19 protein-coding genes are annotated in these 24,551 nt (G+C 75.0%); 13 read left to right on the top strand and 6 right to left on the bottom strand.

The window, feature by feature from the left end; genetic code table 11:
- Nucleotides 1-6: 6 nt before the first annotated feature.
- Nucleotides 7-1,971, bottom strand: coding sequence for a 3-oxoacyl-[acyl-carrier-protein] synthase III C-terminal domain-containing protein (locus ABD990_RS09115; protein ID WP_345379735.1), 1,965 nt, complete (start codon nt 1,969-1,971; stop codon nt 7-9).
- Between the two features lie 370 nt (nt 1,972-2,341).
- Here ABD990_RS09115 and ABD990_RS09110 point away from each other — a divergent pair, with 370 nt between their 5' ends.
- Both ABD990_RS09110 and ABD990_RS09105 read left to right on the top strand, forming a co-directional pair.
- Nucleotides 2,342-2,899 carry a carboxymuconolactone decarboxylase family protein gene (locus ABD990_RS09110; protein ID WP_345379734.1) on the top strand — a complete coding sequence of 186 codons (558 nt, stop codon included), beginning with the start codon at nt 2,342-2,344 and terminating at the stop codon, nt 2,897-2,899.
- 10 nt (nt 2,900-2,909) lie between these two features.
- Complete coding sequence (locus ABD990_RS09105; protein ID WP_345379733.1) at nt 2,910-3,293, top strand: VOC family protein; 384 nt, start codon at nt 2,910-2,912, stop codon at nt 3,291-3,293.
- Nucleotides 3,294-3,430: 137 nt separating this feature from the next.
- On the opposite strand, the gene ABD990_RS09100 is transcribed toward ABD990_RS09105, so the two are convergent.
- Together ABD990_RS09100 and ABD990_RS09095 are read right to left on the bottom strand one after the other, a co-directional pair.
- The gene (locus tag ABD990_RS09100; RefSeq protein WP_345379732.1) at nt 3,431-3,934 is read right to left on the bottom strand and encodes a winged helix-turn-helix transcriptional regulator; all 504 of its coding nucleotides are present in this window, start codon (nt 3,932-3,934) and stop codon (nt 3,431-3,433) included.
- 51 nt (nt 3,935-3,985) lie between these two features.
- A complete protein-coding gene (locus ABD990_RS09095; RefSeq protein WP_345379731.1) occupies nt 3,986-5,455 on the bottom strand; it encodes an MFS transporter in 1,470 nt (489 codons plus the stop codon).
- Nucleotides 5,456-5,596: 141 nt separating this feature from the next.
- On the opposite strand from ABD990_RS09095, the gene ABD990_RS09090 reads away from it, so the two are divergent.
- Nucleotides 5,597-8,068, top strand: coding sequence for a PEP/pyruvate-binding domain-containing protein (locus tag ABD990_RS09090; protein WP_345379729.1), 2,472 nt, complete (start codon nt 5,597-5,599; stop codon nt 8,066-8,068).
- Here the strand turns inward: ABD990_RS09090 and ABD990_RS09085 are convergent.
- Nucleotides 8,046-8,915, bottom strand: a complete 870-nt coding sequence (locus ABD990_RS09085; protein ID WP_345379727.1) for a LysR family transcriptional regulator — start codon at nt 8,913-8,915, stop codon at nt 8,046-8,048. The genes ABD990_RS09090 and ABD990_RS09085 overlap by 23 nt on opposite strands.
- Before the next feature lie 69 nt (nt 8,916-8,984).
- Here ABD990_RS09085 and ABD990_RS09080 point away from each other — a divergent pair, with 69 nt between their 5' ends.
- From ABD990_RS09080 to ABD990_RS09050, 7 genes are all read left to right on the top strand, one after another.
- Nucleotides 8,985-9,890 carry an EamA family transporter gene (locus tag ABD990_RS09080; protein WP_345379726.1) on the top strand — a complete coding sequence of 302 codons (906 nt, stop codon included), beginning with the start codon at nt 8,985-8,987 and terminating at the stop codon, nt 9,888-9,890.
- Between the two features lie 7 nt (nt 9,891-9,897).
- A complete protein-coding gene (locus ABD990_RS09075) occupies nt 9,898-10,320 on the top strand; it encodes a TIGR03618 family F420-dependent PPOX class oxidoreductase (RefSeq protein ID WP_345379725.1) in 423 nt (140 codons plus the stop codon).
- Between the two features lie 278 nt (nt 10,321-10,598).
- Entirely contained in the window at nt 10,599-11,951 is a 1,353-nt protein-coding gene (locus ABD990_RS09070) for an ATP-dependent 6-phosphofructokinase (RefSeq protein WP_345380021.1), read from the top strand.
- Nucleotides 11,952-11,979: 28 nt separating this feature from the next.
- Entirely contained in the window at nt 11,980-12,855 is an 876-nt protein-coding gene (locus ABD990_RS09065) for an MBL fold metallo-hydrolase (RefSeq protein WP_345379724.1), read from the top strand.
- A gap of 7 nt (nt 12,856-12,862) precedes the next feature.
- A complete protein-coding gene (locus tag ABD990_RS09060; RefSeq protein ID WP_345379722.1) occupies nt 12,863-13,561 on the top strand; it encodes a DedA family protein in 699 nt (232 codons plus the stop codon).
- Complete coding sequence (locus tag ABD990_RS09055; RefSeq protein WP_345379720.1) at nt 13,558-15,774, top strand: phage holin family protein; 2,217 nt, start codon at nt 13,558-13,560, stop codon at nt 15,772-15,774. The genes ABD990_RS09060 and ABD990_RS09055 overlap by 4 nt, the downstream gene beginning before the upstream one ends.
- Nucleotides 15,775-15,946: 172 nt before the next feature.
- Nucleotides 15,947-16,651, top strand: coding sequence for an alpha/beta fold hydrolase (locus ABD990_RS09050; protein ID WP_345379719.1), 705 nt, complete (start codon nt 15,947-15,949; stop codon nt 16,649-16,651).
- 5 nt (nt 16,652-16,656) lie between these two features.
- Here ABD990_RS09050 and ABD990_RS09045 read toward each other — a convergent pair whose 3' ends face one another.
- Nucleotides 16,657-18,147, bottom strand: a complete 1,491-nt coding sequence (locus tag ABD990_RS09045) for a long-chain-fatty-acid--CoA ligase (protein ID WP_345379718.1) — start codon at nt 18,145-18,147, stop codon at nt 16,657-16,659.
- 153 nt (nt 18,148-18,300) lie between these two features.
- Between ABD990_RS09045 and ABD990_RS09040 the strand changes: the two genes are divergently transcribed.
- The 3 genes from ABD990_RS09040 (at nt 18,301) to ABD990_RS09030 (ending at nt 22,742) form a co-directional block, all read left to right on the top strand.
- Nucleotides 18,301-20,622 carry an FHA domain-containing protein gene (locus ABD990_RS09040; protein WP_345379717.1) on the top strand — a complete coding sequence of 774 codons (2,322 nt, stop codon included), beginning with the start codon at nt 18,301-18,303 and terminating at the stop codon, nt 20,620-20,622.
- A gap of 88 nt (nt 20,623-20,710) precedes the next feature.
- Complete coding sequence (locus tag ABD990_RS09035) at nt 20,711-21,499, top strand: E3 ubiquitin ligase family protein (protein WP_345379716.1); 789 nt, start codon at nt 20,711-20,713, stop codon at nt 21,497-21,499.
- A 64-nt stretch (nt 21,500-21,563) separates the two neighbouring features.
- A complete protein-coding gene (locus ABD990_RS09030; protein ID WP_345379715.1) occupies nt 21,564-22,742 on the top strand; it encodes a CaiB/BaiF CoA transferase family protein in 1,179 nt (392 codons plus the stop codon).
- A 105-nt stretch (nt 22,743-22,847) separates the two neighbouring features.
- Here ABD990_RS09030 and ABD990_RS09025 read toward each other — a convergent pair whose 3' ends face one another.
- Entirely contained in the window at nt 22,848-24,419 is a 1,572-nt protein-coding gene (locus tag ABD990_RS09025) for a S1C family serine protease (RefSeq protein ID WP_345379714.1), read from the bottom strand.
- Between the last annotated feature and the right edge of the window lie 132 nt (nt 24,420-24,551).

Genomic DNA, 24,551 nt, shown 5'->3' with positions numbered 1-24,551 from the left:
ATCCTGCTACGCCCCGAACGCCACGTGGACATCCTCGACGGAGGTTCCGGCGACCGGGTTGCGCGGTAACGGCGTTGTCGAGCGGTCCCGGACCGCGGGCGGCAGCACGACCTCCGGGGCCATGATCGCGGGGTCGACGGTGAGCACCGCGTACCCGCCCACGGCGCCGGCGCCGAAGCCGGGGGCGAAGACCCGCGTCGGCCGCGTGACGACGCCGTCCCGGACGGCGTCGAACAGCGCGATCGGGATGGACGCGGCGGACACGTTGCCCATGTCGCCGATGTCGAAGTACAGCTGGTCCGCGCTCAGCCCCGCCTTCTCGGCGAGCTGCACGACCATGGTGCGGTTGGCCTGGTGCGGCACGATCAGCTCGATGGCGTCGAGCAGCTTCCCGCCGTCCGGGCCCGGCAGCGCGTCGAGCTCGCCGATCATCTGGTCGAGGTAGCGGGCGACGAGCGCCTTCACCTCCGGTCCGTACACCGTGATGTCGTTGTCGAACTCCGGGTTCGGCCAGATGATCGAGTTGACCTGGGAGGCCGGGCCGCTCGCGTAGGTCTGCAGGACCTCGACGTCCCCGGCGGACCCCTCCTCCGCCGGGGCGACGACGAGGGCGGCCGCGCCGTCCCCGAAGATCATCCGCGAGGTCCGGACCCCGCCGATCTTGTCGCTGAACTTCTCGACGCAGACCAGCAGCACCGGTCGCCCGACCTCCTGCAGCTGGCGAACCGCCTCGGCGAGCCCGTAGGGCAGCCCGGCACAGGCCGCCACGATGTCCGCCGAGCAGTGGGTCTGCAGGAGGCCGAGCTCGCCGGAGAGCCACGTGGCCAGGGACGGGATGAGCCGATCGCTGGTGCAGGTCGCCACGAGGACCGCGCCGATCTCCTCCGGCGCGCGGCCGGAGTGGGCGAGCGCGGCGTCCGCCGCGGCGAGGGCGAGGTCGCCGATGTCGTGCTCGGAGTAGCGCCGGCGCTCGATCCCGGTCTTCGCGGTGATCTCCGCGGCGCTCATCGGCGACCAGGAGAAGCTGGAGTTGCGCACGACGTCCGCGTTCTCGCAGACGTGCTCGCCGCGCACGACGGCCAGCGCCTCGAGCTTCGGGGCCACCGAGAAGGTCTCCGGGACCTTCACGGGCGGCAGCGGCCGCGCCGGCGCGACGGGCGCGGCGGCGGGCCGGGAGGGGCGGGTCCGGACGGGCGCTCCGTTGCGGACCCGCTCCAGGAACGCCGCCACCTCCCGGGTGCGCGGGTGGAACGCGATGACGACCTCGTCGTCGCCGATCGCCGACGCCTCGCGCAGCTCGGTCCGCGAGCGGGTCCACGGGTACTGGTTGTGCAGCACCATCGCCCAGCGGGACAGGGCCTCCAGCTCGGGGGCCTCCTCGTGGGCGTCGAGGATCTCGGTCGTGGAGAAGGTCGGGTAGTCCGGCTCCAGGTCGGGCAGGACGAAGGTCAGGGCGCCGGGCGACTCGAGGAACTCCGCGACGGTCGGCTTGACGGCCTCGAGGTCCGTCCCGTGGTGCTTCCGGTTGCCGTAGACGTCGTAGAGCAGGCCGAACAGGCGCTCCTCGACCTCCGGGTACCGGCCCTCGGGCAGGGCACGCCAGGCCTCGGCCACCGCGGCGGCCTTGCGCTCGCCGTCGACCCAGGGCGTGACGACGGGCAGGAACACGTCGTCCCGGGTGCGCGGCAGGTCGCGCCAGCGGGTCGGGCGCTTCTCGTACATGGTCAGCGCCCACCGGTTGACCCAGAACAGGTTCTGCCCCAGGTCGCGCAGCAGGTCGAAGCGGCGGGTGTAGGCGCCCCGGGCCACGCGCTCGGCGATCTCGGTCCCGGTGGGTGCCTTCGACTCGAAGTCGCGGCCGATGACGGCGGCCGCGCCCTCGAGCGTGTCGAGCACCGAGAAATCGAGATCCGGCGAGAAGTTCGCGGGGAACACGAGGCGGCCGTGGCGGTTGACCACGAACGGCTTCATTACGGGTGCCTCCAGGCGGCGGACGCTGGTCGGAACGTGGGCCGAACGAGAAGGAAACACAGGTCGGTGCGGCGAGCGGTGGCGCGACGGACCCGGCGGTTTCGTCTTCGGCGGTGAGGGAACCGTAGCGGGAATTGCCGGGAGATCGGAACGTGACCTGGCTCTTCACCCGTCTGCCGATACCTTTGTTGGGTCTCCGAGGAAATGTTACCCGCGAGTACTACTCAAGGGTTTTACCAGTGGGTTCGGCGGGCCGGGTGTGGATCGGCGCAGATCGCGGACGTATCACCGTCCGGTGTGGACGGTACCCGGCATGGACGGGTCCACCGGTTGTGGCACCGGGTGCCGATCCGCTCTAGGGTCCACGGGCATGGCCCGTGTCACGTACCTGACCCCCGAGTCCGCCCCGCCCGCCGTCGCCTCGACGCTCGGCAAGATGCCTCCGCTGCACGTCTTCCGCATGATGGCGCACGCCGAGACGGCCTTCCGGCCGTGGCTGAAGTTCGGCGGCGCGATCCTCTCCGACCTCGCGATCGACCCGCTGCTGCGCGAGCTGGTGATCCTCCAGGTCGGACGACTCGCGGCCCGCTACGAGTGGGAGCAGCACGTGCCCATCGCCCTCGCCGCGGGCGGTACCGCCGAGCAGATCGAGGCCCTCGACCGGGGTGAAATAGGGTCTTTCGACCCTGGTACCCGCGCGGCACTCGAATTCACCGCCGCACTCGTGCGGGACGGCGAGGTGTCGGACGAGAACTACGCGGCGCTCGCGGCGGAGTTCTCGGAACGGGAAATAGTGGAGATCGCAATCACCGCGGCCCATTACCTCGGCCTCGCCCGCATCATGACCGCGCTGCGGATCGACCCCGATGCGCCGGCGGGCCCGGACGGCCTGCCCGCGGCCCGCCTGGGGCGACCGTCCGCTGGGTAGGCTCGGCGGGATGGAGATCCTCGCCGGCCGGGTGCTGCTGCGCCCTTCCGACCCGGACGTGACGACGGCCTTCTACCGGGACGTGCTCGGGCTGGCGGTCTACCGGGAGTTCCCGGGCGGCACCGTGTTCTTCCTCGGCGGCGGCTTCCTTGAGGTGTCGGGCCAGGCGGGGGAACGCGCCGAGCGCACGGGCGTGGCGCTGTGGATGCAGGTGCGCGACATCGCGGCCGCGCACAAGGAACTGGCGGACCGGGGCGCCACGATCGTCCGCGAGCCGCGCCGCGAGCCCTGGGGGCTCGACGAGATGTGGGTGACCGACCCGGACGGCGTCCGGATCGGCCTCATCGAGATCCCGCCCGAGCACCCGCTGCGCCGGGACACCCGCGGGGACTGACCGCGCCGGCGCCTCCCGACACGCGTCGTGGCGCCGTCACGCGCCCCGGAGCGGCCCGAGCGGGTCATGGAGCCACAGCGCGCCCGGGAGGCGGCTCCTGAGCGCGTGATGGAGCCGTACTGCGGCCCGAGGGCCGGTCAGGCGGAGCGGAGGCGGGCGCCGGGGCCCGGGTCGGAGGTCAGCCTCGTCCGCGGCTCGATGAGGTGGCCCGCCTCGCAGCGCAGCTCCGCGTGCACCTCGGCGCCGCAGTCGGCGTGCCGGATCACCAGCGGCTGTCCCGCCTCGCCCGCGAGGTGCCGGTCGCCCCAGTCCCGCAGCGCCGTCATCACCGTGCGCAGGTCCTTCCCCGCGGGCGTGAGCCGGTACTCGTGGCGCTCCCGGCGGCCCGGCTCCCGGTAGGGCACCTTCTCCACCAGGCCCGCCTCGACGAGGCCGGCGAGCCGACGGGTCAGCACGTTGCGGGCGATCCCGAGGTGGGCGGCGAGGTCGTCGAACCGGCGGACGCCGTTGAACATGTCCCGCAGCACCAGCACCGTCCAGGCGTCACCGACGATCGCCGCCGTGCGGGCGACGGAGCATGTGCTGCTGTCGAAGTCGGTCCAGGGCGAGCCGGGGGCCGGGGCAGACGCTGCGGACGCCATGCCGTCAGGGTAGCCGCGCGGCTGGGTTGCCGCCAGAAACCCGGGCGACGCTCAGGCGGCGGCCCGGCGGATCAGCGCGGGGTCGTCGCGCGGGTCGGCGACGCCCTCGGGGGCGGGCGTGACCGCCGCGACGACCATCGCCAGGACGGCGGCGACCGCCGCGGCCAGGAAGACCACCGTGTAGGCCGTGCCGGCGGGCCGGGTCTCGCCGCCGACGTCCACCACCAGCGCGGTGCTCACGGCTGCGACGACCGCGGTGCAGGTCGAGGTGCCCAGCTGGCGCATGAGCGTGTTGAGGCTGTTGGCCGCGGCGGTCTCGGTCTCCGGGACGGCGCGCATGATGAGCAGCGGCAGCGTCGAGTAGGCGAGGGTCGCCCCGATGGCGCCGATGGTGGCGGTGGCGATCAGCAGCAGCATCGAGTCGGGCAGCAGCGCGAACCCGACGTTGCCCACCGCCAGCAGCGCCGTACCGATCAGCAGCGTGGTCCGGGGCCCGCGGATCCGGGAGATCATCGCCGAGGCCGAGGAGAAGACGACCATCGAGCCGCCGATGGGCAGCAGCACCACACCGGCCAGGAGCAGCGACAGCCCGAAGCCGTAGCCGGTCTCGACGGGGGCCTGCAGGATCTGGGTCGCGAGCATGAAGGTCGCGAACATCGAGAAGCCGATCAGCACCGAGGCGCCGTTGGTCAGCAGTACCGCGGGACGGGCCGAGACGCGCAGGTCGACGAGCGGGGCGCGGCGGCGCAGCTCCCAGCGCGCCCACACCGCGAGCAGCACGACCGCCGCGCCGAACAGGCCCAGCACGGTCGGACTGGCCCACCCCCAGTCCGTGCCCTTCGAGATGGCGAGCAGCAGGCAGACCAGGGCGGCCGCGATGCCCACGGCGCCCACGGCGTCGAACCGGCCGCCGGTGCGCACCCGCGACTCCGAGACCAGCCTCCCGACCAGCACGATCTGGATCGCCGCGACCACCGCCGCGCCGGCGAACAGCCACCGCCAGGAGGCCCACTGCGCGACGAGCCCGGTGATCGGCAGCCCGATCGCGCCGCCGACGCCGAGCGAGGAGCTCATCAGGGCGACGCCGCTGCCGACCCGCTCGGGCGGCAGGACGTCCCGCATCAGGCTCATCCCGAGCGCGATGACGCCGAAGGACACGCCCTGCAGCACCCGCCCCACGATCAGCAGCACGATGTTCGGCGCCGTCGCCCCGATGACCGAGCCCAGCAGGATCAGCGCGATCGACACCAGCAGCATCCGGCGCTTGCCGTACATGTCGCCGAGCCGCCCGAGGACCGGCGCGGACACCGCACCCGCGACCAGTGTGGCCGTGACGAGCCAGGCCGCCGTCGACGGCGAGACCGACATGAGCCGCGGGAACTGCGGCAGGAGCGGCACGACCATCGTCTGGATCAGCGACACCAGCAGACCGCAGGACGCGAGCACGAGGATGGCCACGGTCGGGCGGGCGGGCGGTTCGGTTGCGGCGGAGGTGGGCGTTACGGCCAGGTCGGCGCTCACGAGGGGTGGGTCTCCGTCCACGAGAGGGTGCTCAAACAGGTGACCACGACTCCGAGTCCGTGGCAAGGCGAAACCTTGCCTTTGCCAAGTAACTCACGCCGGACGTCCGTCCGGGAATACGGAGGACGCTACGGTTCTCCCGTGCCGGACCTGGTGCTCCTGCTCGACTCGCCCGCGGCGACCGACCTCGCGACGGCCGGGGGCAAGGGTGCCTCGCTGGCCCGGGCGCGACGCGCGGGGCTGCCCGTGCCCGAGGGCTTCGTCGTCGCGACCGAGGCCTACCGGCGGGCTGCCGCGGGGCTGCCGGAGCGCCCGCGCCCGGAGGACGTGCCCGAGGTGCCGGCCGAGGTCGCGGCGGCCGTCCGCGTCGCCTACGCGGCCCTCGGGGCCCCGCCGGTCGCGGTCCGCTCGTCGGCCACCGCCGAGGACCTGCCCGGGTTCTCCTTCGCCGGTCAGCAGGAGACGGTGCTCGACGTCCGGGACGCGGACGGCGTGCTCGACGCGGTGCGCCGCTGCTGGGCCTCGCTGTGGGGCGAGCGGGCCGTGGCCTACCGCGAGCGCGCGGGGAGCACCGGGGCGGAGACCGCCGTCGTCGTGCAGGAGCTGGTTCCCGCGGAGTGCTCCGGCGTGCTGTTCACCGCCGACCCCGTGACGGGGGAGACCGACCGCATGCTCGTCGACGCCGCGTGGGGGCTGGGGGAGGCCGTCGTCGGGGGGCTGGTCACACCGGACGCGATCGTCGCCGACGCGGCCACCGGCGCGGTCCGCTCCCGGCGGACGGCCGAGAAGGCCGTCATGACGGTGCGCACCGGGAGCGGGACGGTCGAGCGCCCGGTCCCGGAGGAGCGGCGGCACGCGCCCGTGCTCGACGACGCCGCGGTGGCCGAGCTCGTCGCGCTCGGCCGGCGGGTCGCGGACCTGTACGGCGGCCCGACGGACGTGGAGTGGGCGCGCGCCGGGGGTCGCTTCGCGCTGCTCCAGGCCCGCCCCGTCACGACCGTCCGGGACCCCTGGAACGACTCGCGCGGCCGCGACCACCTGTGGACCAACGGCAACCTCGGGGAGGCGGTCCCCGGCACCGTCACGCCGCTGACCTGGTCCTTCCTCGAGATCTTCAGCGCGCACGCGATGACGACGATGGCGCTGCCGGGACTGCGGGCCTACGGCCGGATCGGCGGCCGGGCCTACATGGACCTGTCCACGGCCTCGGCGCTCGCCGGGCTCGTCGGCGTGCCGCGGGGGCTGTTCGTGCGCCTCGTCGGCAGCGCCTTCGGCCGCATCCCGGCCGGCCTCGCCGTTCCGCGCGCCGCCCTCGACCGCCGGGCGGCCCGGCGCGTGCTGCTGCCGGCCGTGTGGGAGGTCGTGCGGGCCGTTCGCCGGGAGAAACCGCACGTCGACGCCTCCGTCGCCGGGAACCCGGCGCGCTGCGCGGAGCTGACCGAGCGGGTCGCCGGGCTCGACGCCGCCGGCCTGCTCACCACCTGGACGGCCGAGCTGCGCCCGCTGCTGGTGCACACCAGCACGATGCTGCAGGTGGCCGGGCGCAGCGATCCGCGCGCGCTGCTCGGCGCCCGGTCCCGGCTCGAGCGCCTGCTCGGGCCCGAGACCGCGGCCGCGCTCGCCACCGGGGGCGAGCTCGAGAGCCTCGGCCCCGTCGTCGGGCTCGCCCGGGTGGAGACGGGGGAGCTGGCCGAGGCGGAGTACCTGCGACGGTGGGGGCACCGGGGCCCCCGCGAGTTCGAGGTCTCGACGCCGCGGCCCGCGGAGGACCCGGCGTGGGTGCGGACCGAGCTGGCCCGGCTCCGCGCGGCCGGCGCGGGTCCCGCGGCGCTGCTGGAGCGGCAACGCGCGACACGCGAGGCGGCCTGGGCGCGGCTCGGGCGCGAGCATCCCCACCGGGTCCGCGGCGCGCGGCGGGCCGTCGCCCGCTGGATCCGCGCCGCCGGGATGCGGGAGCGCACCCGCTCGGAGGTCGTGCGGGTCTTCGGTGTGCTCCGGGCCTGGGCGCTGCGGGCCGGCGAGGTCACCGGGCTCGGCGACGACGTGTTCTTCCTCGAGCTCGACGCGCTCCTCGGCGCGCTGGAACCGGACGCCGACCTGACCGGGGCGGCGGCCCGGGCGGCACGGAACCGCGCGGTGTTCGACGCCTACGACGCGTTGCCGCCGTACCCCGCGGTGATCCGCGGGACCTTCGATCCCTTCGCCTGGGCCGCCGACCCGCACCGCCGCGCCGACGTGTGGGTCGCCGGCGCCCCGTCCCGGCCGGTGCCCGCCGACCGCACCGGCGGGACAGTGACCGGGTTCGGGGGCGCCGCCGGGATCGTCGAGGGCCCCGTCCGGGTGCTCACCGACGTGGCCGAGGGCGCTGCCCTGCAGCCCGGCGAGATCCTGGTGACCACGGTGACGAACGTCGGCTGGACGCCGTTGTTCCCGCTGGTCGCGGCGGTGGTCACGGACGTCGGCGCGCCGCTGTCGCACGCGGCGATCGTGGCGCGCGAGCTCGGGCTCCCGGCCGTCGTCGGCTGCGGGGACGCGACGACGCGGCTGCGCACCGGCGACCGGGTCCGGGTGGACGGCTCCGCGGGGACGGTCACCCTGCTGGGGCGCCGGTGACCTCCTGCACGAGCTCCACCAGGCGCGGCACGGCCGGGTGCGTGGGCGGGTCGCTCCAGGCCAGCCAGACGGGTACCGGTGGGGCGTCGGTGAGCGGCACGTAGGCCACGCCGGGGAAGCGGTGCAGCTCCGAGGTCGCGGCCGCCGTGACCCCCGCGGCCCCGCCGGACGCGATCCTGACCAGCCAGTCCTCGGTCGTCGCCACCCAGACGGTCTCGGGCCGGGCGTCCGCCGGCCAGAGCGCCGCGGTGGTGGTCCCCGTGTCGCGGTTGACCGCCACGGTGCGACCGGCGAGGTCGGCGAGGGTGAGCGACCCGCGGGCGGCCAGGTCTCCGCCCTCGGGCACCGCCGCCATCCGCGCCTCGTCCGGCAGCCGGACCGTACGGGTGCCCGGGACACGCGCCCGCCCGCGCAGCACCGCGGCGTCGACCCGGCCGTCGGCGAGCCCGGCGGTCCGGGCGTCGATCTGCACCAGCTCCAGCGGCAGGTCCGGCTGCGCCGCCCGCCAGCGCCGCAGCAGCTCCGGCGTGCGCCCGCCCAGCGCCGACCACGCGTGCCCCAGGCGCAGCGGCACCCGCAGCCACTCGCCGGCCCGGGCCGGGTCGAGCAGCGCGTCGACGGCCTCGACGGCCCGCTCGGCACGTTCCCGGAAGGCGACCCCGGCCGGCGTCAGCGCGAGGTGGTGGGTCGAGCGGTCGACGAGCCGCACCCCGAGGTGCGCCTCCAGCTGGTGCAGCGAGCGCGAGAGCGCGGGCTGGCCGAGGTGCAGCCGGGCGGCGGCGCGGGTGATCGTGCCGGCCTCCGCGATGGCCAGGAAGGCCCGCAGGTGCCGCACGTCGGCGCTCATGCCTGAGGAGCATAACCACCGCTGGACCGGCATTTCCCGGCGGCCGATCCGGCTCCTAGCGTCGATCGGGTGACCGATCTCGCCGCCCGCCCGACGACACACACGACCCGCCCCGCGCGCCGGACGGCGATCGGGCTGGTCGTCGGCGGCGAGTTCTCGATGCAGTTCGGTGCGGCCCTGGCGGCGCTGCTGTTCGCCCGCCTCGGCGCGACCGGCACGGTGGGCCTGCGGCTCGGGATCTCGGCGCTCGTCCTGCTGCTGGTCTGCCGGCCCCGGCTGCGCGGGCGCACCCGCGGCGACCTGCTCACCGTCCTCGGCTACGGGCTGGCGCTCGGCGGGATGAACATCTGCTTCTACGAGGCGATCGCGCGGATCCCGCTCGGCGCCGCCGTGACGCTCGAAGTGCTCGGGCCCCTCGCCCTGTCGGTGCTCACCGGCCGCGGGCTGCTGAGCGCGCTGTGGGCGGCGCTCGCGCTCGCCGGCGTCGCGCTGCTGGGGGAGGACGGGTTCACCGGGGGCCTCGACCTCGTCGGGGTGGGGTTCGCGCTGCTCGCGGGCGTGTTGTGGGCCTGCTACATCGTGCTGGCGCAGCGGGCGGGCGGCTCCTTCGCGAAGCTCGACGGCCTGGCCCTCGCCCTCGGCGTGTCCGCCGTGGTGGCCCTGCCGCTGGGCGTCGCGGGCGCCGGGGCCGCGCTCCTCGACCCGGTCGCCCTGGGGCTCGGCGCGGCCGTCGCGGTGCTGTCCTCGCTGCTGCCCTACTCGCTCGAGCTGCTCGCCCTGCGTAGTGTCCCGGCGAGCACCTTCGCCGTGGTGATGAGCCTCTCACCGGCCGTCGCGGCGCTCGCGGGCGCGCTGGTCCTGGGGCAGACCCTCAGCCCGCTCGGCGCGGTCGCGATCGGGCTGGTCGTCGCCGCGGGCGCGGGCGCGGTCCGGTGGGGCGGGCGCCGGGGCGCAGCCGTGTCGGCGCAGGCATGATGCGGGCGTGACCGCACGCCCCCTGCGTACCCGCCTCGCCCCCGACGTCGTCTCCGCGGACTTCCGCGCGTTCTGGACCGAGCGGCACCTGGGCACCCTGGTCACGCTGCGCAAGGACGGGACGCCGCACGTCGTGCCGGTCGGGGTCACCGTCGACGTCGAGGAAGGCGTCGCCCGGGTCATCTGCCGCGGGGGCTCGCAGAAGGCCCGCAACGTCGCCGAGGCCGGGCCGGAGGGCGCTCGCGTGGCGGTGTCACAGGTGGACGGCCGGCGCTGGTCGACGCTCGAGGGCGTCGCCGTGGTCCGGGACGACCCGGAGGGCGTGCGGGACGCCGAGCAGCGCTACGCCGCGCGCTTCCGCGTGCCCCGGCCGAACCCGGAGCGGGTGGTCATCGAGATCCGCGTCGACCGCGTCCTCGGTATGGTCTGAACCGATCCCGAAGCAGGACCTGTCGGATCGTGTCCGGATCGGGCACGCTGAACGCACTTACCGGGTCAGGAGTCCCCACCGTCGCGGGCCGGCCCGTCCGGCACACCGTCACGATCCGGTGCCGGGCAGCGCAGGACAGCACAGCACGCAGACCACGCACCAGCACGCGAGGACCGAGGGACACGGTGAGCAGCGCACACGAACCTGCCGCGAGCACGGCCGACCCGACCGGCGACGGCGCGATCACGGCCGGCGCGCCGGACGCGCCGGACAACGTCGTGCACTTCTCGCGCACCCAGACCGTCACCCAGGCGGACCTGGAGATCCGCCGGCTCGGGACCAGCCGCATCGACTCCCCGATGCTCGACCTGCTCGACGCGCGGCAGACCACCGAGCACTACGTCGACGAGGACGACCGTGTCCTGCTCGACGACACCGTCGCCCGGGTCACGGCCCGCGGCGTGCCGGTCGACCAGCTGCCGGGCCTCGAGCCCTGTGGGCCGCGGCGCAAGATCTACTTCGACCCGTCGAAGACCCGCGTCGGCATCGTCACCTGCGGCGGGCTCTGCCCGGGGCTCAACGACGTCATCGCCGGCCTCGTCCGCACCCTGACCTACCACTACGGCGTCCGCCGGATCGTCGGCTTCCGCAACGGCTACCAGGGCTTCATCTCCCGCTACGGCTACGACGAGGTCGACCTCACGCCCGAGTTCGTCCGGGACATCGCGGTCGACGGCGGCACCGTGCTCGGCACCTCGCGCGGCCACCAGGACCCCGAGGAGATCGTCGACTGCCTGGAGCGGATGCACATCAACATCCTGTTCGTGATCGGCGGCGACGGCTCCATGCGCGGCGCCATGGGCATCGAGCGGGTCATCGCCGAGCGCAACCTCAAGATCGCGGTCGTCGGGGTGCCCAAGACGATCGACAACGACATCCCGTACATCGACCAGAGCTTCGGCTTCCAGACGGCCTTCTCCCGGGCGTCGGACTCGATCCGGGCGGTCACCGTCGAGGCCAAGTCCACGGCCAACGGCATCGGCCTGGTCAAGCTCATGGGCCGGCACTCGGGGTTCATCGCCTGCTACGCCGCGCTCGCCCGCAGCGACGCGGACGTCGTGCTGATCCCGGAGGTCCCGTTCGCCCTGGAGGGCGACACGGGGCTGCTCGCCCACCTGCGCCGGCGCGTGGAGCAGCGCGGGCACGCCGTGGTCGTCGTCGCCGAGGGAGCGGGGCAGGAGCTGCTGGAGGCGGCCCAGGCCGGCCGGAACACGGACGCCTCGGGCAACCGGAGGCTCGGCGACATCGGCCGCTACCTGCGGGACCGCATCGAGGACCACTTCGGCGAGGCCGGGATCGAGACCTCCGTGCGCTACATCGACCCCAGCTACGCGATCCGGTCCGTGCCGGCGAACCCGTACGACAGCGTGTACACCGTCCGGCTGTCGCAGGCCGCCGTGCACGCGGCCATGTCCGGGCGCACGGCGATGGTGGTCGGGCGGGTGCGGCGCCGGTTCGTGCACATCCCGATGCCGCTCGCGGTGAGCAAGCGCAACCAGGTCGACCCGCACGGCGACCTCTGGCAGGCGGTGCTCGAGTCCACGGGCCAGCCGGTCCGCTTCGGCGCCTGACGCGCCGCGAGTCCGCATACTGGCGCACGTGCACCACCCGGCCCTGCGCTTCCTCGGCCACTCGACCACCCGCCTGGAGCTCGGCGGGCGGGTGGTCCTCACCGACCCGGTGCTCACCCCGCGGGTGTCGCTGCTGCGCCGCGTGGTGCCGCCGCTGCGCCCCGAGGACTGGGCGGACGCCGACCTCGTCCTGATCTCCCACCTGCACGGCGACCACCTGCACCTGCCCTCCCTGCGGCTGCTCCGGCCCGACACGCGGGTCGTGGTGCCGCGCGGGGCGGCCGAGTGGGTGCGCCGGCGCGGGGTCCGCCGGGTCGAGGAGATCGACGTCGGGGAGGAGATCCGCGAGGGCGGGCTGCGGATCACCGCGGTGCCGGCCGCGCACAGCGGGCACCGGTGGGGCCCGCGCTCCACGCGCGGGCCGCAGTCGCCCGCGCTCGGGCACGTGCTGGAGGCCGACGGCCTGCGGATCTACGCCGCGGGCGACACCGACCTGTTCGACGGGATGGCGGACCTCGGCTCGCTCGGCCTGGACGTCGCCCTGCTGCCGGTGTGGGGGTGGGGCCCGAACCTGGGGCCGGGGCACCTCGACCCGGAGCGGGCGGCCGAGGCCCTGGACGTGCTGCGGCCGCGGCTGGCCGTCCCGGTGCACTGGGGCACGCTCGCCGTCGCCGGGCTGACCCGTGCGCCCGCCGGACACGGCGCCCGGATGCGGGCGCTGCTGCACGACCCGCCCCACCGGTTCGCCGCCGCGACCGAGCGGCGGGGGAGCGCCACGACCGTCACCATCGCCCGGCCCGGGCAGGACGTGCCGCTCGACGGCACCGCGCCCGACCCCGATGATCGCACGCCCGGGCCGATCGCGCGGGGTGCGGACGGTCCGGGCCCGGTCCGCCGGGAATGATGGCCGCGTGACGGGCACCCTCGCCGCGGACTGGACGAACCCGCAGGCCATCGGCTACCCGGTGCTGATCGGCGGCGTGCTGCTCGGCTCGGTCGTGCCGGTGGTGCCGACGGGCGCGGTCGTCGGCGCGGCCGCCGCCGTCGCGATGACGACCACCCACCTGTCGCTGCCGCTCGTCCTGCTGGCGTCGACCCTGGCCGCGTTCGCGGGCGACGTGGTGACCTACGGCGTCGCCCGTCTGGGTGGTGAGGCGGCGGTCCGGTTCGTCGCCCGCGGGCAGACGCCGGAGCAGCTGGCCCGGGCCAGGAGGCGGTTCGCGCGACACGGTTGGCAGCTGATCGTCGTCGGGCGGCTCGTGCCGGCCGGGCGGATCCCGGCGCTCGTCGCCGCGGGCACGCTCGGCTACCCGTGGCGGCGGCTGCTGCCGTCGGCGCTGGTCGCGTGCCTGCTGTGGGCGGTCGCGTACGCGCTGCTCGGCATCCTCTCCGGCGGCCTGTTCGACGACCCGCTCGTGGCCACGCTCGTCGCCGCCGCGCTCGTGCTCGTGGTCGGCGCGCTGTCCGCCGGCGTCGCCCGCCTGGTGCGACGACGGCGGGCCCGGCGTGCCCCGGCGGCCCTTCCCGGCGGGGGCGGGGAGATGATCGATCCCGCGGTCGGCCCGGCGCGGGGCGGTCCGCAGCCGCCGACCGACCAGGAGCATCCGTGACCTTGCCGAGCCCGATCGTCCGCGACTACCGCGTGACGCCCGTCGTGCGCGGCCCGCTGCTGCGCGGCGGGCGCGTGGTGGCCCGCGTGGTGCTGGTGTGGGCACTGGTCACCGCCGCGCTGCACCTGCTCGACGTCTGGCTCACCGGGTTCGCCATGGCCGGCTGGTGGCAGCCCACGGTCTGCGCGCTGCTGCTCGGCCTGCTCACCGCCGTCGTCTGGCCGCTGGTGCTGCGGGTCGCGCTGCCGCTCGCGCTGTTCACCCTCGGCCTCGGCAGCTTCGTGCTGCTCGCCGCCGCGGTGCTGGCGGTCTTCTGGCTGATCCCCGGCGTGGAGCTGACGAACATCCGCACCGCGTTCGTGGTGGTCGTGGTGATGACGGTGGTCAACGCCGTCGCCACCAGCCTCCTGGCGATCGACGAGGACGAGCTGTTCTTCCGCCGCGCCGCGCGGCGCCGTCGGCGGCGGGTCGCCACGGAGGCCGAGGGGCCCGGCGCGGCCACCGAGCAGCCGTCCGGGGTGCTGTTCCTGCAGATCGACGGGCTGGGCCACGACACCGCCCGCCGGGCGGTCCGGGACGGGACCATGCCGACGCTCGCGCGCTGGCTCGCCGAGGGCAGCCACACGCTGCGGTACTGGACCACGGACTGGAGCTCGCAGACGGGAGCGAGCGTCGCGGGGATCCTCCACGGGAACAACCACGACATCCTCGGGTTCCGCTGGTACGAGAAGGACCGCGACCACGTCATGGCGTGCGCGCACCCCGCGGACGCGGCGGAGATCGAACGCCGGCACTCGGACGGGCGGGGCCTGCTCGCCGTCGACGGCGCCGGCCGCGGCAACCTCTTCACCGGCGACGCCCCGCACTACAGCCTCACCATGAGCACCGTGACCGTGCTCGGCGGCAAGCGCTCCGTGCGGCGGCGCGACCACGTCGGCGGCGGGTACTGGGCCTACTTCGCCAACCCGGTCAACGGCATCCGCACCTTCGCCGGTGCGCTGGTCGACGCCGTGCGCGAGGTCGTCGCCGCCGCCGACCAGCGCCGCGCGGACGTCCGCCCGCGCACCCACCGCGGTGGGATCTACCCGCTGGCCCGGCCGGGGACCACGGTGATCGCCCGGGACGTCGTGGTGTCGGCGCTGATCGAGGACATGCTGGCCGGCCGGGCCGTGGCCTACGCGGACTTCCTCGGCTACGACGAGGTCGCCCACCACTCGGGCATCGAGCGCTTCGACAGCCTCGCGGTGCGGCGCACCATCGACCAGCAGATCGGCCGGCTGCACCGGGCCGCGCAGCTCGCCCCGCGCCCGTACCTGATCGTGTGCCTGTCCGACCACGGGCAGACCCAGGGCCAGGCCTTCGCCGAGCGGTTCGGCGAGACGATCGAGCAGTACGTCGGGCGGCTGTGCGGGGGACCACCGCCGCGGCCGCGCCGCCGGTTCCTCGGGCGTACCCCGGCCGAGCGCTCCACCCGCCGCGCCGCGGAGGGCTGGCAGGTGGGCGCGGCGCTGGCCGAGGCGTCGGCGGGCGGCGGGTTCGTGGCCCGGCGGCTGCGGGCCCGCGTGGAGAAGGCGGGGGCCTCACCGGCCAAGCACCGGACCGAGTCGGGGAAGCCCGGCGAGGTCGCGCGGGCGGCGCCCGGGGTCGTGGTGTGCGCGTCCGGCCACGTGGCGATGGTGTCGCTCACCGACCACGAGGGCCGGGTGGAGCTCGAGACGATCGAACGCGAGTTCCCGGACCTGCTGCCCTCGCTCGTCGACCACCCCGGCGTCGGGTTCGTGCTGGTCCGCAGCGGGGAGCACGGCGCCGTCGTGCTGGGCCGCGACGGGGTGCACCGGCTCGCGAGCGGCACGGTGATCGGCGAGGACCCGCTGGCGGACTACGGCGCCCACGCCCCCGACCTCGTCCGGCGCGTCGACACCTTCCCGCACTGCCCGGACATCATGATCAACAGCCGCTACGACCCCGCGACGGACGACGCCTCGCCCTTCGAGCCGCACGTCGGGTCGCACGGCGGGCTCGGCGGCCCGCAGAGCCGCGGCTTCCTGCTCGCCCCGTCCGAGCTCGCCGACCCGGGCGAGATCGTGGGCGCCGAGCACCTGCACCGGGTGTTGCGGGGCTGGCTCACCGACCTCGGCCACCCCGAGCCCGCCGGCGACCGCCCGGCCCCCCGCGTCGCCGAGGTGGCGGAGCGGGCCGCGCAGCTGCGGTGAGAGGTGGCGCGCTCCCGGTGATCGTTCCGAGCGTGACGGGAGTGCTGCGGCGGCTGCTGTGGCGTGAAGCTCGGATCGATCTTCGAGCGGGGCGTGACGCGGGAGTGTGCTTCCTCGCCGGTGGTCCCGGTGGCAGGCTGGGCGAGCGGGTCGCGAGGGGGCGGGAGGCGCGATGGGCGGGACGGTCGTGCTGGTGCACGGGGCGCACCACGGCGGCTGGTGCTGGCGCCGGGTGGCGCGGCTGCTCCGGGACACAGGGCACGAGGTCTTCACCCCCACCCTGACCGGCCTCGGCGAGCGCGCCCACCTGCTCACCCCCGAGGTGGGGCTCGCGACCATGACCCGGGACGTCACCGCGCTGCTGGAGGCCGAGGAGCTCACGGACGTCCTGCTCGTCGGGCACAGCTTCGGCGCGCTGCCCGTGCTGGGGGCGGCCGACCGGGCGCCGGACCGGGTCCGCCGGATCGTGCTGCTCGACGGGCTGGTGGTCGCGGCGGGGCGGCGCGGGTTCGACGCCCTGCCCGACGACGTCGTCGTGCAGCGCGAGCTCGACGCCAGGCGGCGGGGCCACGGCATCGCGATCCCGCCCCCGCCGCCCGAGGCGTTCGGGGTGACCGACCCGGAGGACGCCACGTGGCTCGCCCGGCACCTCACCGCGCAGCCGCTGCGCAGCTACCGGGAACCGCTGGCGCTCGACGGCCCGCTCGGCGCCGGCCTGCCGGTCACCTACGTGTACTGCTCGGCACCGCCCTACCCGGTGATCGCGTCGTCGCACCAGGTGGTGAAGGACATGGGCTGGGAGTGGCGGGACCTGCCCACGGGGCACGACGCGATGGTCACCGACCCCGAGGGCACGGTCGCCGCCCTCCTCGCCTGAGGCACCTACACCTCGGCCGGGGGCTCCACCTCGCGGCGGAGGATCTTGCCGGTCGGGCCCTTGGGCAGGGCGTCGACCAGCCAGACCGCGCGCGGGTACTTGTAGGCGGCGAGCCGGTCCCGGACGAAGTTCTTCAGCTCGTCGGGGTCGGCGGACTGGCCGGGCTTGAGCGCGACCGCGGCGCCGATCTCCTCGCCGAGCTCGGCGTGCTTGATCCCGACGACGGCGGCCTCGGCCACGGCCGGGTGCTCGTAGAGCGTCTCCTCGACCTCGCGCGGGTAGACGTTGTAGCCGCCGCGGATGATCAGGTCCTTCTTGCGGTCGACGATCGTGTAGTAGCCGTCCGCGTCGCGCGTGGCGATGTCGCCGGAGCGGAACCAGCCGTCCGGGATGGCCTCGGCGGTGGCGTCGGGCCGGTTCCAGTAGCCCTTCATGACGTTCTCGCCGCGGATGGCGATCTCACCGGGCTGCCCGTCCGGCACGTCGTTGCCCTCGTCGTCGACCACGCGCATCTCGCAGCCGCGCACCGGGAAGCCGATGGTGCCGGGCTTGCGCGGGCGGCCGGGCTGGTTGAACGAGGCGACCGGCGCGGTCTCGGACAGCCCGTAGCCCTCGAAGATCTCGCAGCCGAACTGCTTCTCGAAGGACTTGAGGATCTCCACCGGCATCGCCGAGCCGCCGGTGATGCAGGTGCGCAGCGAGGCCATGTCGGCGCCCTCGGCGTCGGGGCTGTGCAGCATCGCCGCGTACATCGTGGGCACGCCCTCGAACACGGTGACCCCGTCCCGGGCGACGACCTGGAGGGCCTTGGAGGGGTCGAACCGCGGGATCAGGGTCAGCGTGGCCCCGGCGACCACGGCGGCGTTGAGCCCGCAGGTCAGGCCGAAGACGTGGAACAGCGGCAGGCAGCCCATGATCACGTCCTCGGACGTGATCTCGATCAGCGTCTCGACCGTGGTGCGGGCGTTGGAGTCGAGGTTGTGGTGGGTCAGCTCGGCGCCCTTGGGCTGCCCGGTGGTGCCCGAGGTGTAGAGGATGACGGCGGTGTCGTCGTCGGCGCGCTCGACCGGCTCCGGGGCCGGGGTGCCGCCCAGCCCGGTCGGGCCGGTCGCCGGCACCACGACGCCCGGGATGCCGACGGCCGCGGCGGCCTCGGGCACCACATCGCCCGAGCCGTCCCAGCCGTAGACCAGCGACATGCCCGAGTCGTTCAGGTAGTACTCCACCTCGCGGGCCTTGAGCAGCGGGTTCATCGGCACCACGACCGCGCCGGCGAGCAGCGCGCCGTAGTACAGCACCGGGTAGGCGGGCACGTTGGGCAGCACCAGACCGACCCGGTCGCCCGGCTCGATCCCGCGCTCCTTCAGGTCCCCGGCGACGGCCGCGGCGGCGGAGTGCAGCTGGGCGTAGGTCAACACGTACTCGTCGAGCTTCACGGCAGGGCGGTCGCCGTGCTCGCGGGCGGTCGCGACGAGGTTCGCGGCCAGGTTGGTCATCGTCGACTCTCCGGGGTTACGGGCGGGTAGCTTGCCGGGACCCTACCGGCCTCGGCCCCCAGGGACGCACACTCGGGTGGCCGTCGCAACCCGGACGATCCGGGCGCCGCCGTGATCGGTGACGACGCCCGGTCCGCCCGATATCGTCCGCGCATGACGCCGCCCGCCCTGGAGATCGTCGTCGGCGGGCGGCGGCTGCCGGTCCCACCCGGCCGCCCGTTCGTGATCGGCCGCGGCCCGGAGGCGGACCTCGACGTCGGGCACCCGCGGGCCTCGCGACGGCACGCGATCGTGGAGCACACCCCTCAGGGCTGGACGCTCACGGACGCCTCGCGCAACGGCACCTGGGTGGACGGCCGGCGGGTCACCTCGGTCCCGCTCGCCGGCCCGGTCTCCGTGCGGCTCGGCGACACCGTCGACTCCGCGGTCGTGCAGGTCCTCCCCGCGAGCGCACCCCCGGCGCGGCCCGTCCCGCCGCAGACCCCCACCGACGTCCTCGTCCGGCAGGGCGGGCAGACCTCGGTCCGGCACGTCCTCACCACCCGGCTCACGGTGGGCCGCCTGCCGGACAACGACGTCGTGCTCGACGACCTGCTCGTCTCCCGCCGCCACGCCGAGCTGCACCGCAGCGGCGCGGGCTGGCGGATCGTGGACCTGAACAGCGGCAACGGCACGTTCGTCAACGGCGTCCGGGTCACCTCCGCCGAGATCACCCCGCGGGACGTCGTCGGCATCGGGCACGCGCTGCTGCAGCTGCAGGGCGACCGGCTCGTCTCGGCCGAGGACACCGGCGACGTCGGGTTCTCGGTCCAGGGCGTCGCGGTCACCACCGACTCCGGCAGGACCCTGCTGCGCGAGGTCTCCTTCGCGCTCCCGGGCCGGAGCCTGCTCGCCGTCGTCGGGCCGTCCGGGGCGGGCAAGTCGACGTTGCTGCGCGCGCTGACCGGCTCCCGCCCGGCGGACGTCGGCGAGGTCCGCTATGCGGGCCGCGACCTCTACGCCGAGTACGCCGAGCTGCGCCACCGCATCGGCCTCGTGCCGCAGGACGACGTGCTGCACCCCCAGCTCACCGTCCGCCGCGCGCTGCGCTTCGCCGCCCGGCTGCGCTTCCCCGCCGACGTGCCGGAGGCCGACCGCGAGCGCCGCATCGACGAGGTGCTGGCCGAGCTGAACCTCACCGGGCAGGCCGGGCAACGGATCGACACGCTGTCCGGCGGGCAGCGCAAGCGCACGTCCGTGGCCCTCGAGCTGCTGACCCGGCCGAGCCTGCTGTTCCTCGACGAGCCGACCTCGGGCCTCGACCCCGGCCTGGACAAGTCCGTGATGCAGACGCTGCGCGGGCTGGCCGACGGCGCGCGCACGGTCGTCGTGGTCACCCACAGCGTGCTCAACCTCGACCTCTGCGACCGGCTGCTGGTGCTCGCGCCCGGCGGGCACGTGGCCTTCTTCGGCCCGCCCCGCGAAGCCCTGGAGTACTTCGGCGCGCCGGACTACGCCGAGATGTTCCTGCTGCTGGAGCGCGTGCCCGGGGAGACCCTGGCCGCCCGGTACCGGGAGTCGCGGCAGCACTCCCGGTACGTGGCCCAGCCGACGGCGGGGATGCCGAGGATCGTCGAGCGGCGGGCCCCGGAGGCGGCGCCGCGCCAGCAGGGCTTCGGTGCGCAGCTGGCCGTGCTGTGCCGCCGGTACCTGGCCGTGATCGCCGCCGACCGGCAGTACGCGATCTTCCTCGTGGCGCTGCCGCTGGTCCTCGCAGCGCTGGCCCGGCTGGTCCCGGGCGGCTCCGGGCTGAGTACGACCCGGGCGCTGGAGCTGCAGGAGGTCCAACCCAGTCAGCTGATGCTCGTCCTGGTGCTGGGCGGTGCGCTGATGGGGATCGCGGCGGCGATCCGCGAGCTGGTCAAGGAGCGGCCGGTCTACGTCCGCGAGCGCGCGATCGGGCTGTCCCTGCCGGCGTACCTGCTGTCGAAACTGCTGGTGCTGGGCGTGGTCACCGGGCTGCAGGCGGCGGTGTTCACGCTGCTCGCGCTGGCGGGAAGACCCGGGCCCGACTCGGCGGTCGTGCTCGGGTCGGGCCTGGCGGAGGTGCTGCTCGCGGTCGTGGGCGTCACCGTCGTGACCATGCTGGTCGGGCTGGTGGTCTCGGCCGCGATCGGCAACGCGGACCGCGGCATGCCCCTGCTGGTGCTGGTCCTCATGCTGGAGCTCGTGGTCAGCGGCGGCCTGTTCCCGGTGGCGGGCTACGCCGGGTTGGAGCAGCTGGCCTGGCTCGTCCCCTCCCGCTGGGCCTTCGCGATGGGCGCGGCGACCGTGGACCTCAACCGCATCGGGCGCGGGGGTCCGGACCCGCTCTGGACGCACGACGCCGCGCACTGGCTGCTCGGTGCCGGGATGCTCGTGGGCACGGCCGTGGTGCTCGCCGCGGCGACCGGGCTGGTGCTGCGGAGGCTGGACCCCGTGCGGAGGCGCCGGTAGCCCGCCCACCGGGTGTGGTGCCAGCACACCTGTCCGGGTCCCGCGCGCTGCCTAGCGTTCCCCTCACCGCTTCACGAGAGGGACGACGATGCTCTGGTTCGGGATCATCCTGCTGCTGGCGGCGTGCGGCTGCCTGTGGGCCGCGGCCCGGTCGCAGCGCAAGGCGCACGCGATGCTGGCCGCGGAGACGCTGTCGGTGCCGGAGCTGGTCGAGCTGCAGGGCATCTCGGCCGAGCTCGCCGGACCGGGGCGGTTCCGCAAGGTGTGCGAGGTCGTCGGCGAGACGGTGCCGGCGCCGGTCGGGCTGCTGCGCTCCGAGCTCGCCGGGGTGGACTGCGTGTGGCACGCGCACCGCGTCCAGCGCCGCTACAAGCACTACGACCGCGACTCGGACGGCGACATCCGGGTCACCACCCGCACCGAGACGGTCGCCGAGCTCAGCTCACCGCACGGCTGGGCGCTGCTGCGGGACGGGCACACCATCGGCGTCGACCACGGCGGCCGGCGGCCCGACGGCGTCGAGACGGTCCTCGACCGGTTCGAGCCCGCGCACGACCACCGGCCGCAGGGCGCGCTCGCCGGCGCGATCTCGGTGCTGGGCGCGCTGGCCGGCGGCGACCGCGACGAGACGATCGGCTACCAGCACACCGAGTGGGTGCTGCGCCCCGGCACGCGGATGTACGTGCTCGGCGAGGTCGACGACCGGGACGGCCCGCTCGTCGTCCGCCCGCCGCGCGACGGCTCGCCGTTCGTGATGTCCACGAGGACGGAGGAGGAGCTCACCGACTCCGCCCGCAGGGGCCAGCGCATCTGGGCGTGGATCGGCGCCGGTCTCGCCCTCGCCGGCCTGGCGCTGGTGGTCCTCGCCGTCCTGTGATGCGCCGTTCGCGGCACGTGGTGCCGGGGCCCCACTTCCCGCGCACGGCGGCTATACAGGAACCGTGGCTGATCTCCCCCCGCTCGACCCCGAGGAACCGACGCCCTCCGGCCCGCTGGCCGGGCTGGTGGTGGCCGACTTCTCCCGGGTGCTCGCCGGCCCCTACGCGACGATGCTGCTCGGCGACCTCGGCGCGACCGTCGTCAAGGTGGAGGGCCCGACCGGCGACGACACCCGCACCTGGCAGCCGCCCACGGTCAACGGGCCCGACGGCCCCGTCGCCACCTACTACCTGTCCATCAACCGCAACAAGCACTCCGTGGTCCTCGACCTGAAGGACCCCGAGGACCTCGCGGTGGCCCGGCAGCTCGCCGCCCGCGCCGACGTGCTGATCGAGAACTTCATGCCCGGCTCCACCGCGAAGTGGGGCCTGGACGTCGACTCGGTGCGGGGGACCAACCCGTCGGTCGTCTACTGCTCCATCAGCGGGTTCGGCGACGCGGGCGGCGCCAAGCTCGGCGGCTACGACCTGCTGATCCAGGCGACGTCCGGGCTGATGAGCCTCACCGGCGACCCCGAGGGCACGCCCTACCGGGCCGGCGTCGCGGTGTTCGACGTGATGACCGGGCTGCACGCGGCCGTGGCGGTCCTCGCGGCGCTGCGGCACCGTGAGGCGACCGGCGAGGGGCAGCACGTCAAGACCAACCTGTTGTCCGCGGCGCTGTCCAGCCTGGTCAACCAGACCTCCGCGTACGTGGCGGGCGGGGTCGTGCCGAAGCGGATGGGCAACGCGCACCTCTCGCTCTTCCCCTACGAGCCGCTCCCCACCGGGGACGGCGAGCTGATCGTGATCGCGGCCAACGACCACCAGTTCCGCCGGCTCTGCGGCGCGATCGACGCCCCCGAGCTGCTCGACGACCCGCGCTTCGGGTCGATGGTCGAGCGCACCCGGCACCGCGAGGAGCTGCGCCCGCTGCTGCTGGAGAAGCTCGCGGCGAAGGGCGCGCAGGAGTGGTTCGACGTGCTCGGCGCGGCCGGCGTGCCGTGCGGTCCGATCAACACCGTGGACCAGGGCATCGAGCTGGCGGAAAGCCTCGGCCTCGCCCCGGTCGTGCACCCCGGCGGCGGCCCGGGCGCGGTGCGCAACCCGGTGGACTACTCGGCGACCCCGCCGGACTACCGGCGCACCCCGCCGGCGCTCGGCGCGGACACCGAGGCCGTCAAGGCGTGGCTGAAGAGCTGAGTACGGGACGGGCCGGGCGGGGGAGGGGATCCCCGCCCGGCCCGCGCCGGTCCGGCCGCCGTGGCGGCCGGGGTCTCCGATCGGCCGAGTGGCCGGTCCCGGGGGTCAGCCGCCGCCGTTGCCGCCCTCGTCGCCGCTGCCGCCGCCGAACGGCGAGCCGCCGCCGAACGGGTTGAGCTGCCCGAACGGGTTGCTGCTGCCGCCGCCCTGGCTGGTGCCGCCGCTGCTGGTGGTGGCCCCGGTGTCCTTGGTGCTGCCGAGCGTCACGTCGACCGTCCGCGCCGAGGACCCGCTGCCGACGGCCAACGTGACCTTGTCGCCCGGGGCGTAGGAGCCGATCCGGGCGACGAGGTCGGAGAAGTCGCTGACGGTGGCGTCGCCGACCTTGGTGACGACGTCACCGGCCTTGAGCCCGGCGGCCGCCGCCGGCCCGCCGTCCGTCACCGCGGCGATGGTGGCGCCGTTCTCCGCGCCCGACGACCGGGTGCTGCCCTGCACGCCGAGCACCGGCTTGGTGGCGCTGCCCGAGTCGATGATCTCCTGCGCCACCCGGCGGGCCTGGTCGACCGGGATCGCGAAGCCGAGGCCGACGCTGCCGCTGCTCTGCCCCGCGGTGGCGATCGCGGAGTTGATGCCGACGACCTGGCCGTCGAGGTTCACCAGCGGGCCGCCGGAGTTGCCCTGGTTGATCGGGGCGTCCGTCTGCAGGCCGTTGTAGACGACGGCGGAGCCGTCCTCGCCCTGCACCTGCACGGTGCGGTTGAGGGCGCTGACGATGCCGGTCGTGACGGTGCCCTCGAGGCCCTGCGGCGACCCGATCGCGACGACCTGCTGGCCGACCTGCACGTCGCCCGTGCGGCCGAGCTCGGCCGCGGTCAGGCCGGACACGCCGTCGAGCTTGATGACGGCCAGGTCGTAGCTCGGCGAGGTGCCGACGACCGAGGCGGTGTGCTGGGAGCCGTCGGACAGGGTGACCTGGATCTGCCCGGTCGAGCCCGAGACGACGTGGTTGTTGGTGAGCACGTCGCCGTCCGAGGTGAGGATCACGCCGGAGCCCTCGGCGGTGCCCTGGCCGGTGGTGACCCGGATGTCGACGGTGCTGGGGCTGGCCTTGGCCGCGGCGGCCTGGACGGTGCCGTTGGTCTGCACCGAGGAGGCGTTCGACGCGGGCTGGCCGGACAGGGTGACCCCGCTCGCCGAGCTGTCGCGGTCGAGCAGGGCGTAGGCGCCGCCGAAGCCCGCGCCGCCGCCGACGATGCCGGCGATCAGCGCGGCCGCGACGATGCCGGCCCAGGGGCGGGAGTTCCTGCGGGGCCGCTCGTCGTGCACGAGGGGGGTGTTCCCGCCGGGCGGGAGATCATTCGGCCCGCCAGCGGCCGCCGCCGGGCCGTGCGGGTCGGTGGCGCCGTGCTGCGCGTACGGGCCGTACGCGGGGCTGCCGTAGGGGCGGGTGCCCTGGTCGCCGCCGTGCCCGGCGGTCTGGGCGTAGCCGGGCGTGCCGTACACGGAGCCGCGGCCGTAGGCGTAGGGCGAGCCGTAGGAACGGGTCGGGTCCGTCTGCTGGGCCTGCTGGGTCTGCTGGGTCGGGGAGTCCCCGGCGGAGGTGCTCACGGTGCTGTCGGAGCTGTGCGCAACGTCCCCATCGGGCCGGGAGTGACCCCGCTGCTCGTCGGTCATGACACAGACTGTGCGCCCCGAAGCTGAGATGCGCCTGTGCTCGGGCTGGGAAAGGACGTGCAGTTCGGCACGGTTTCCGGTAGAGGGCCCCGCGGTGCCGCACCGCGGGGCCCGTCCGGACCGGGAGGAGGG

The organism is Pseudonocardia yuanmonensis (assembly GCF_039542425.1).
GTDB classification, from domain to species: Bacteria; Actinomycetota; Actinomycetes; order Mycobacteriales; family Pseudonocardiaceae; genus Pseudonocardia; species Pseudonocardia yuanmonensis.
This window is presented reverse-complemented; position numbering and strand designations above follow the sequence as displayed.

Coding starts and splice junctions, on each gene's coding strand:
- ABD990_RS09115 (WP_345379735.1), bottom strand. CDS start 1,971: ATGAAGCCGTTCGTGGTCAACCGCCACGGCCGCCTCGTGTTCCCCGCG.
- ABD990_RS09110 (WP_345379734.1), top strand. CDS start 2,342: ATGGCCCGTGTCACGTACCTGACCCCCGAGTCCGCCCCGCCCGCCGTC.
- ABD990_RS09105 (WP_345379733.1), top strand. CDS start 2,910: ATGGAGATCCTCGCCGGCCGGGTGCTGCTGCGCCCTTCCGACCCGGAC.
- ABD990_RS09100 (WP_345379732.1), bottom strand. CDS start 3,934: ATGGCGTCCGCAGCGTCTGCCCCGGCCCCCGGCTCGCCCTGGACCGAC.
- ABD990_RS09085 (WP_345379727.1), bottom strand. CDS start 8,915: ATGAGCGCCGACGTGCGGCACCTGCGGGCCTTCCTGGCCATCGCGGAG.
- ABD990_RS09050 (WP_345379719.1), top strand. CDS start 15,947: ATGGGCGGGACGGTCGTGCTGGTGCACGGGGCGCACCACGGCGGCTGG.
- ABD990_RS09045 (WP_345379718.1), bottom strand. CDS start 18,147: ATGACCAACCTGGCCGCGAACCTCGTCGCGACCGCCCGCGAGCACGGC.
- ABD990_RS09040 (WP_345379717.1), top strand. CDS start 18,301: ATGACGCCGCCCGCCCTGGAGATCGTCGTCGGCGGGCGGCGGCTGCCG.
- ABD990_RS09035 (WP_345379716.1), top strand. CDS start 20,711: ATGCTCTGGTTCGGGATCATCCTGCTGCTGGCGGCGTGCGGCTGCCTG.
- ABD990_RS09025 (WP_345379714.1), bottom strand. CDS start 24,419: ATGACCGACGAGCAGCGGGGTCACTCCCGGCCCGATGGGGACGTTGCG.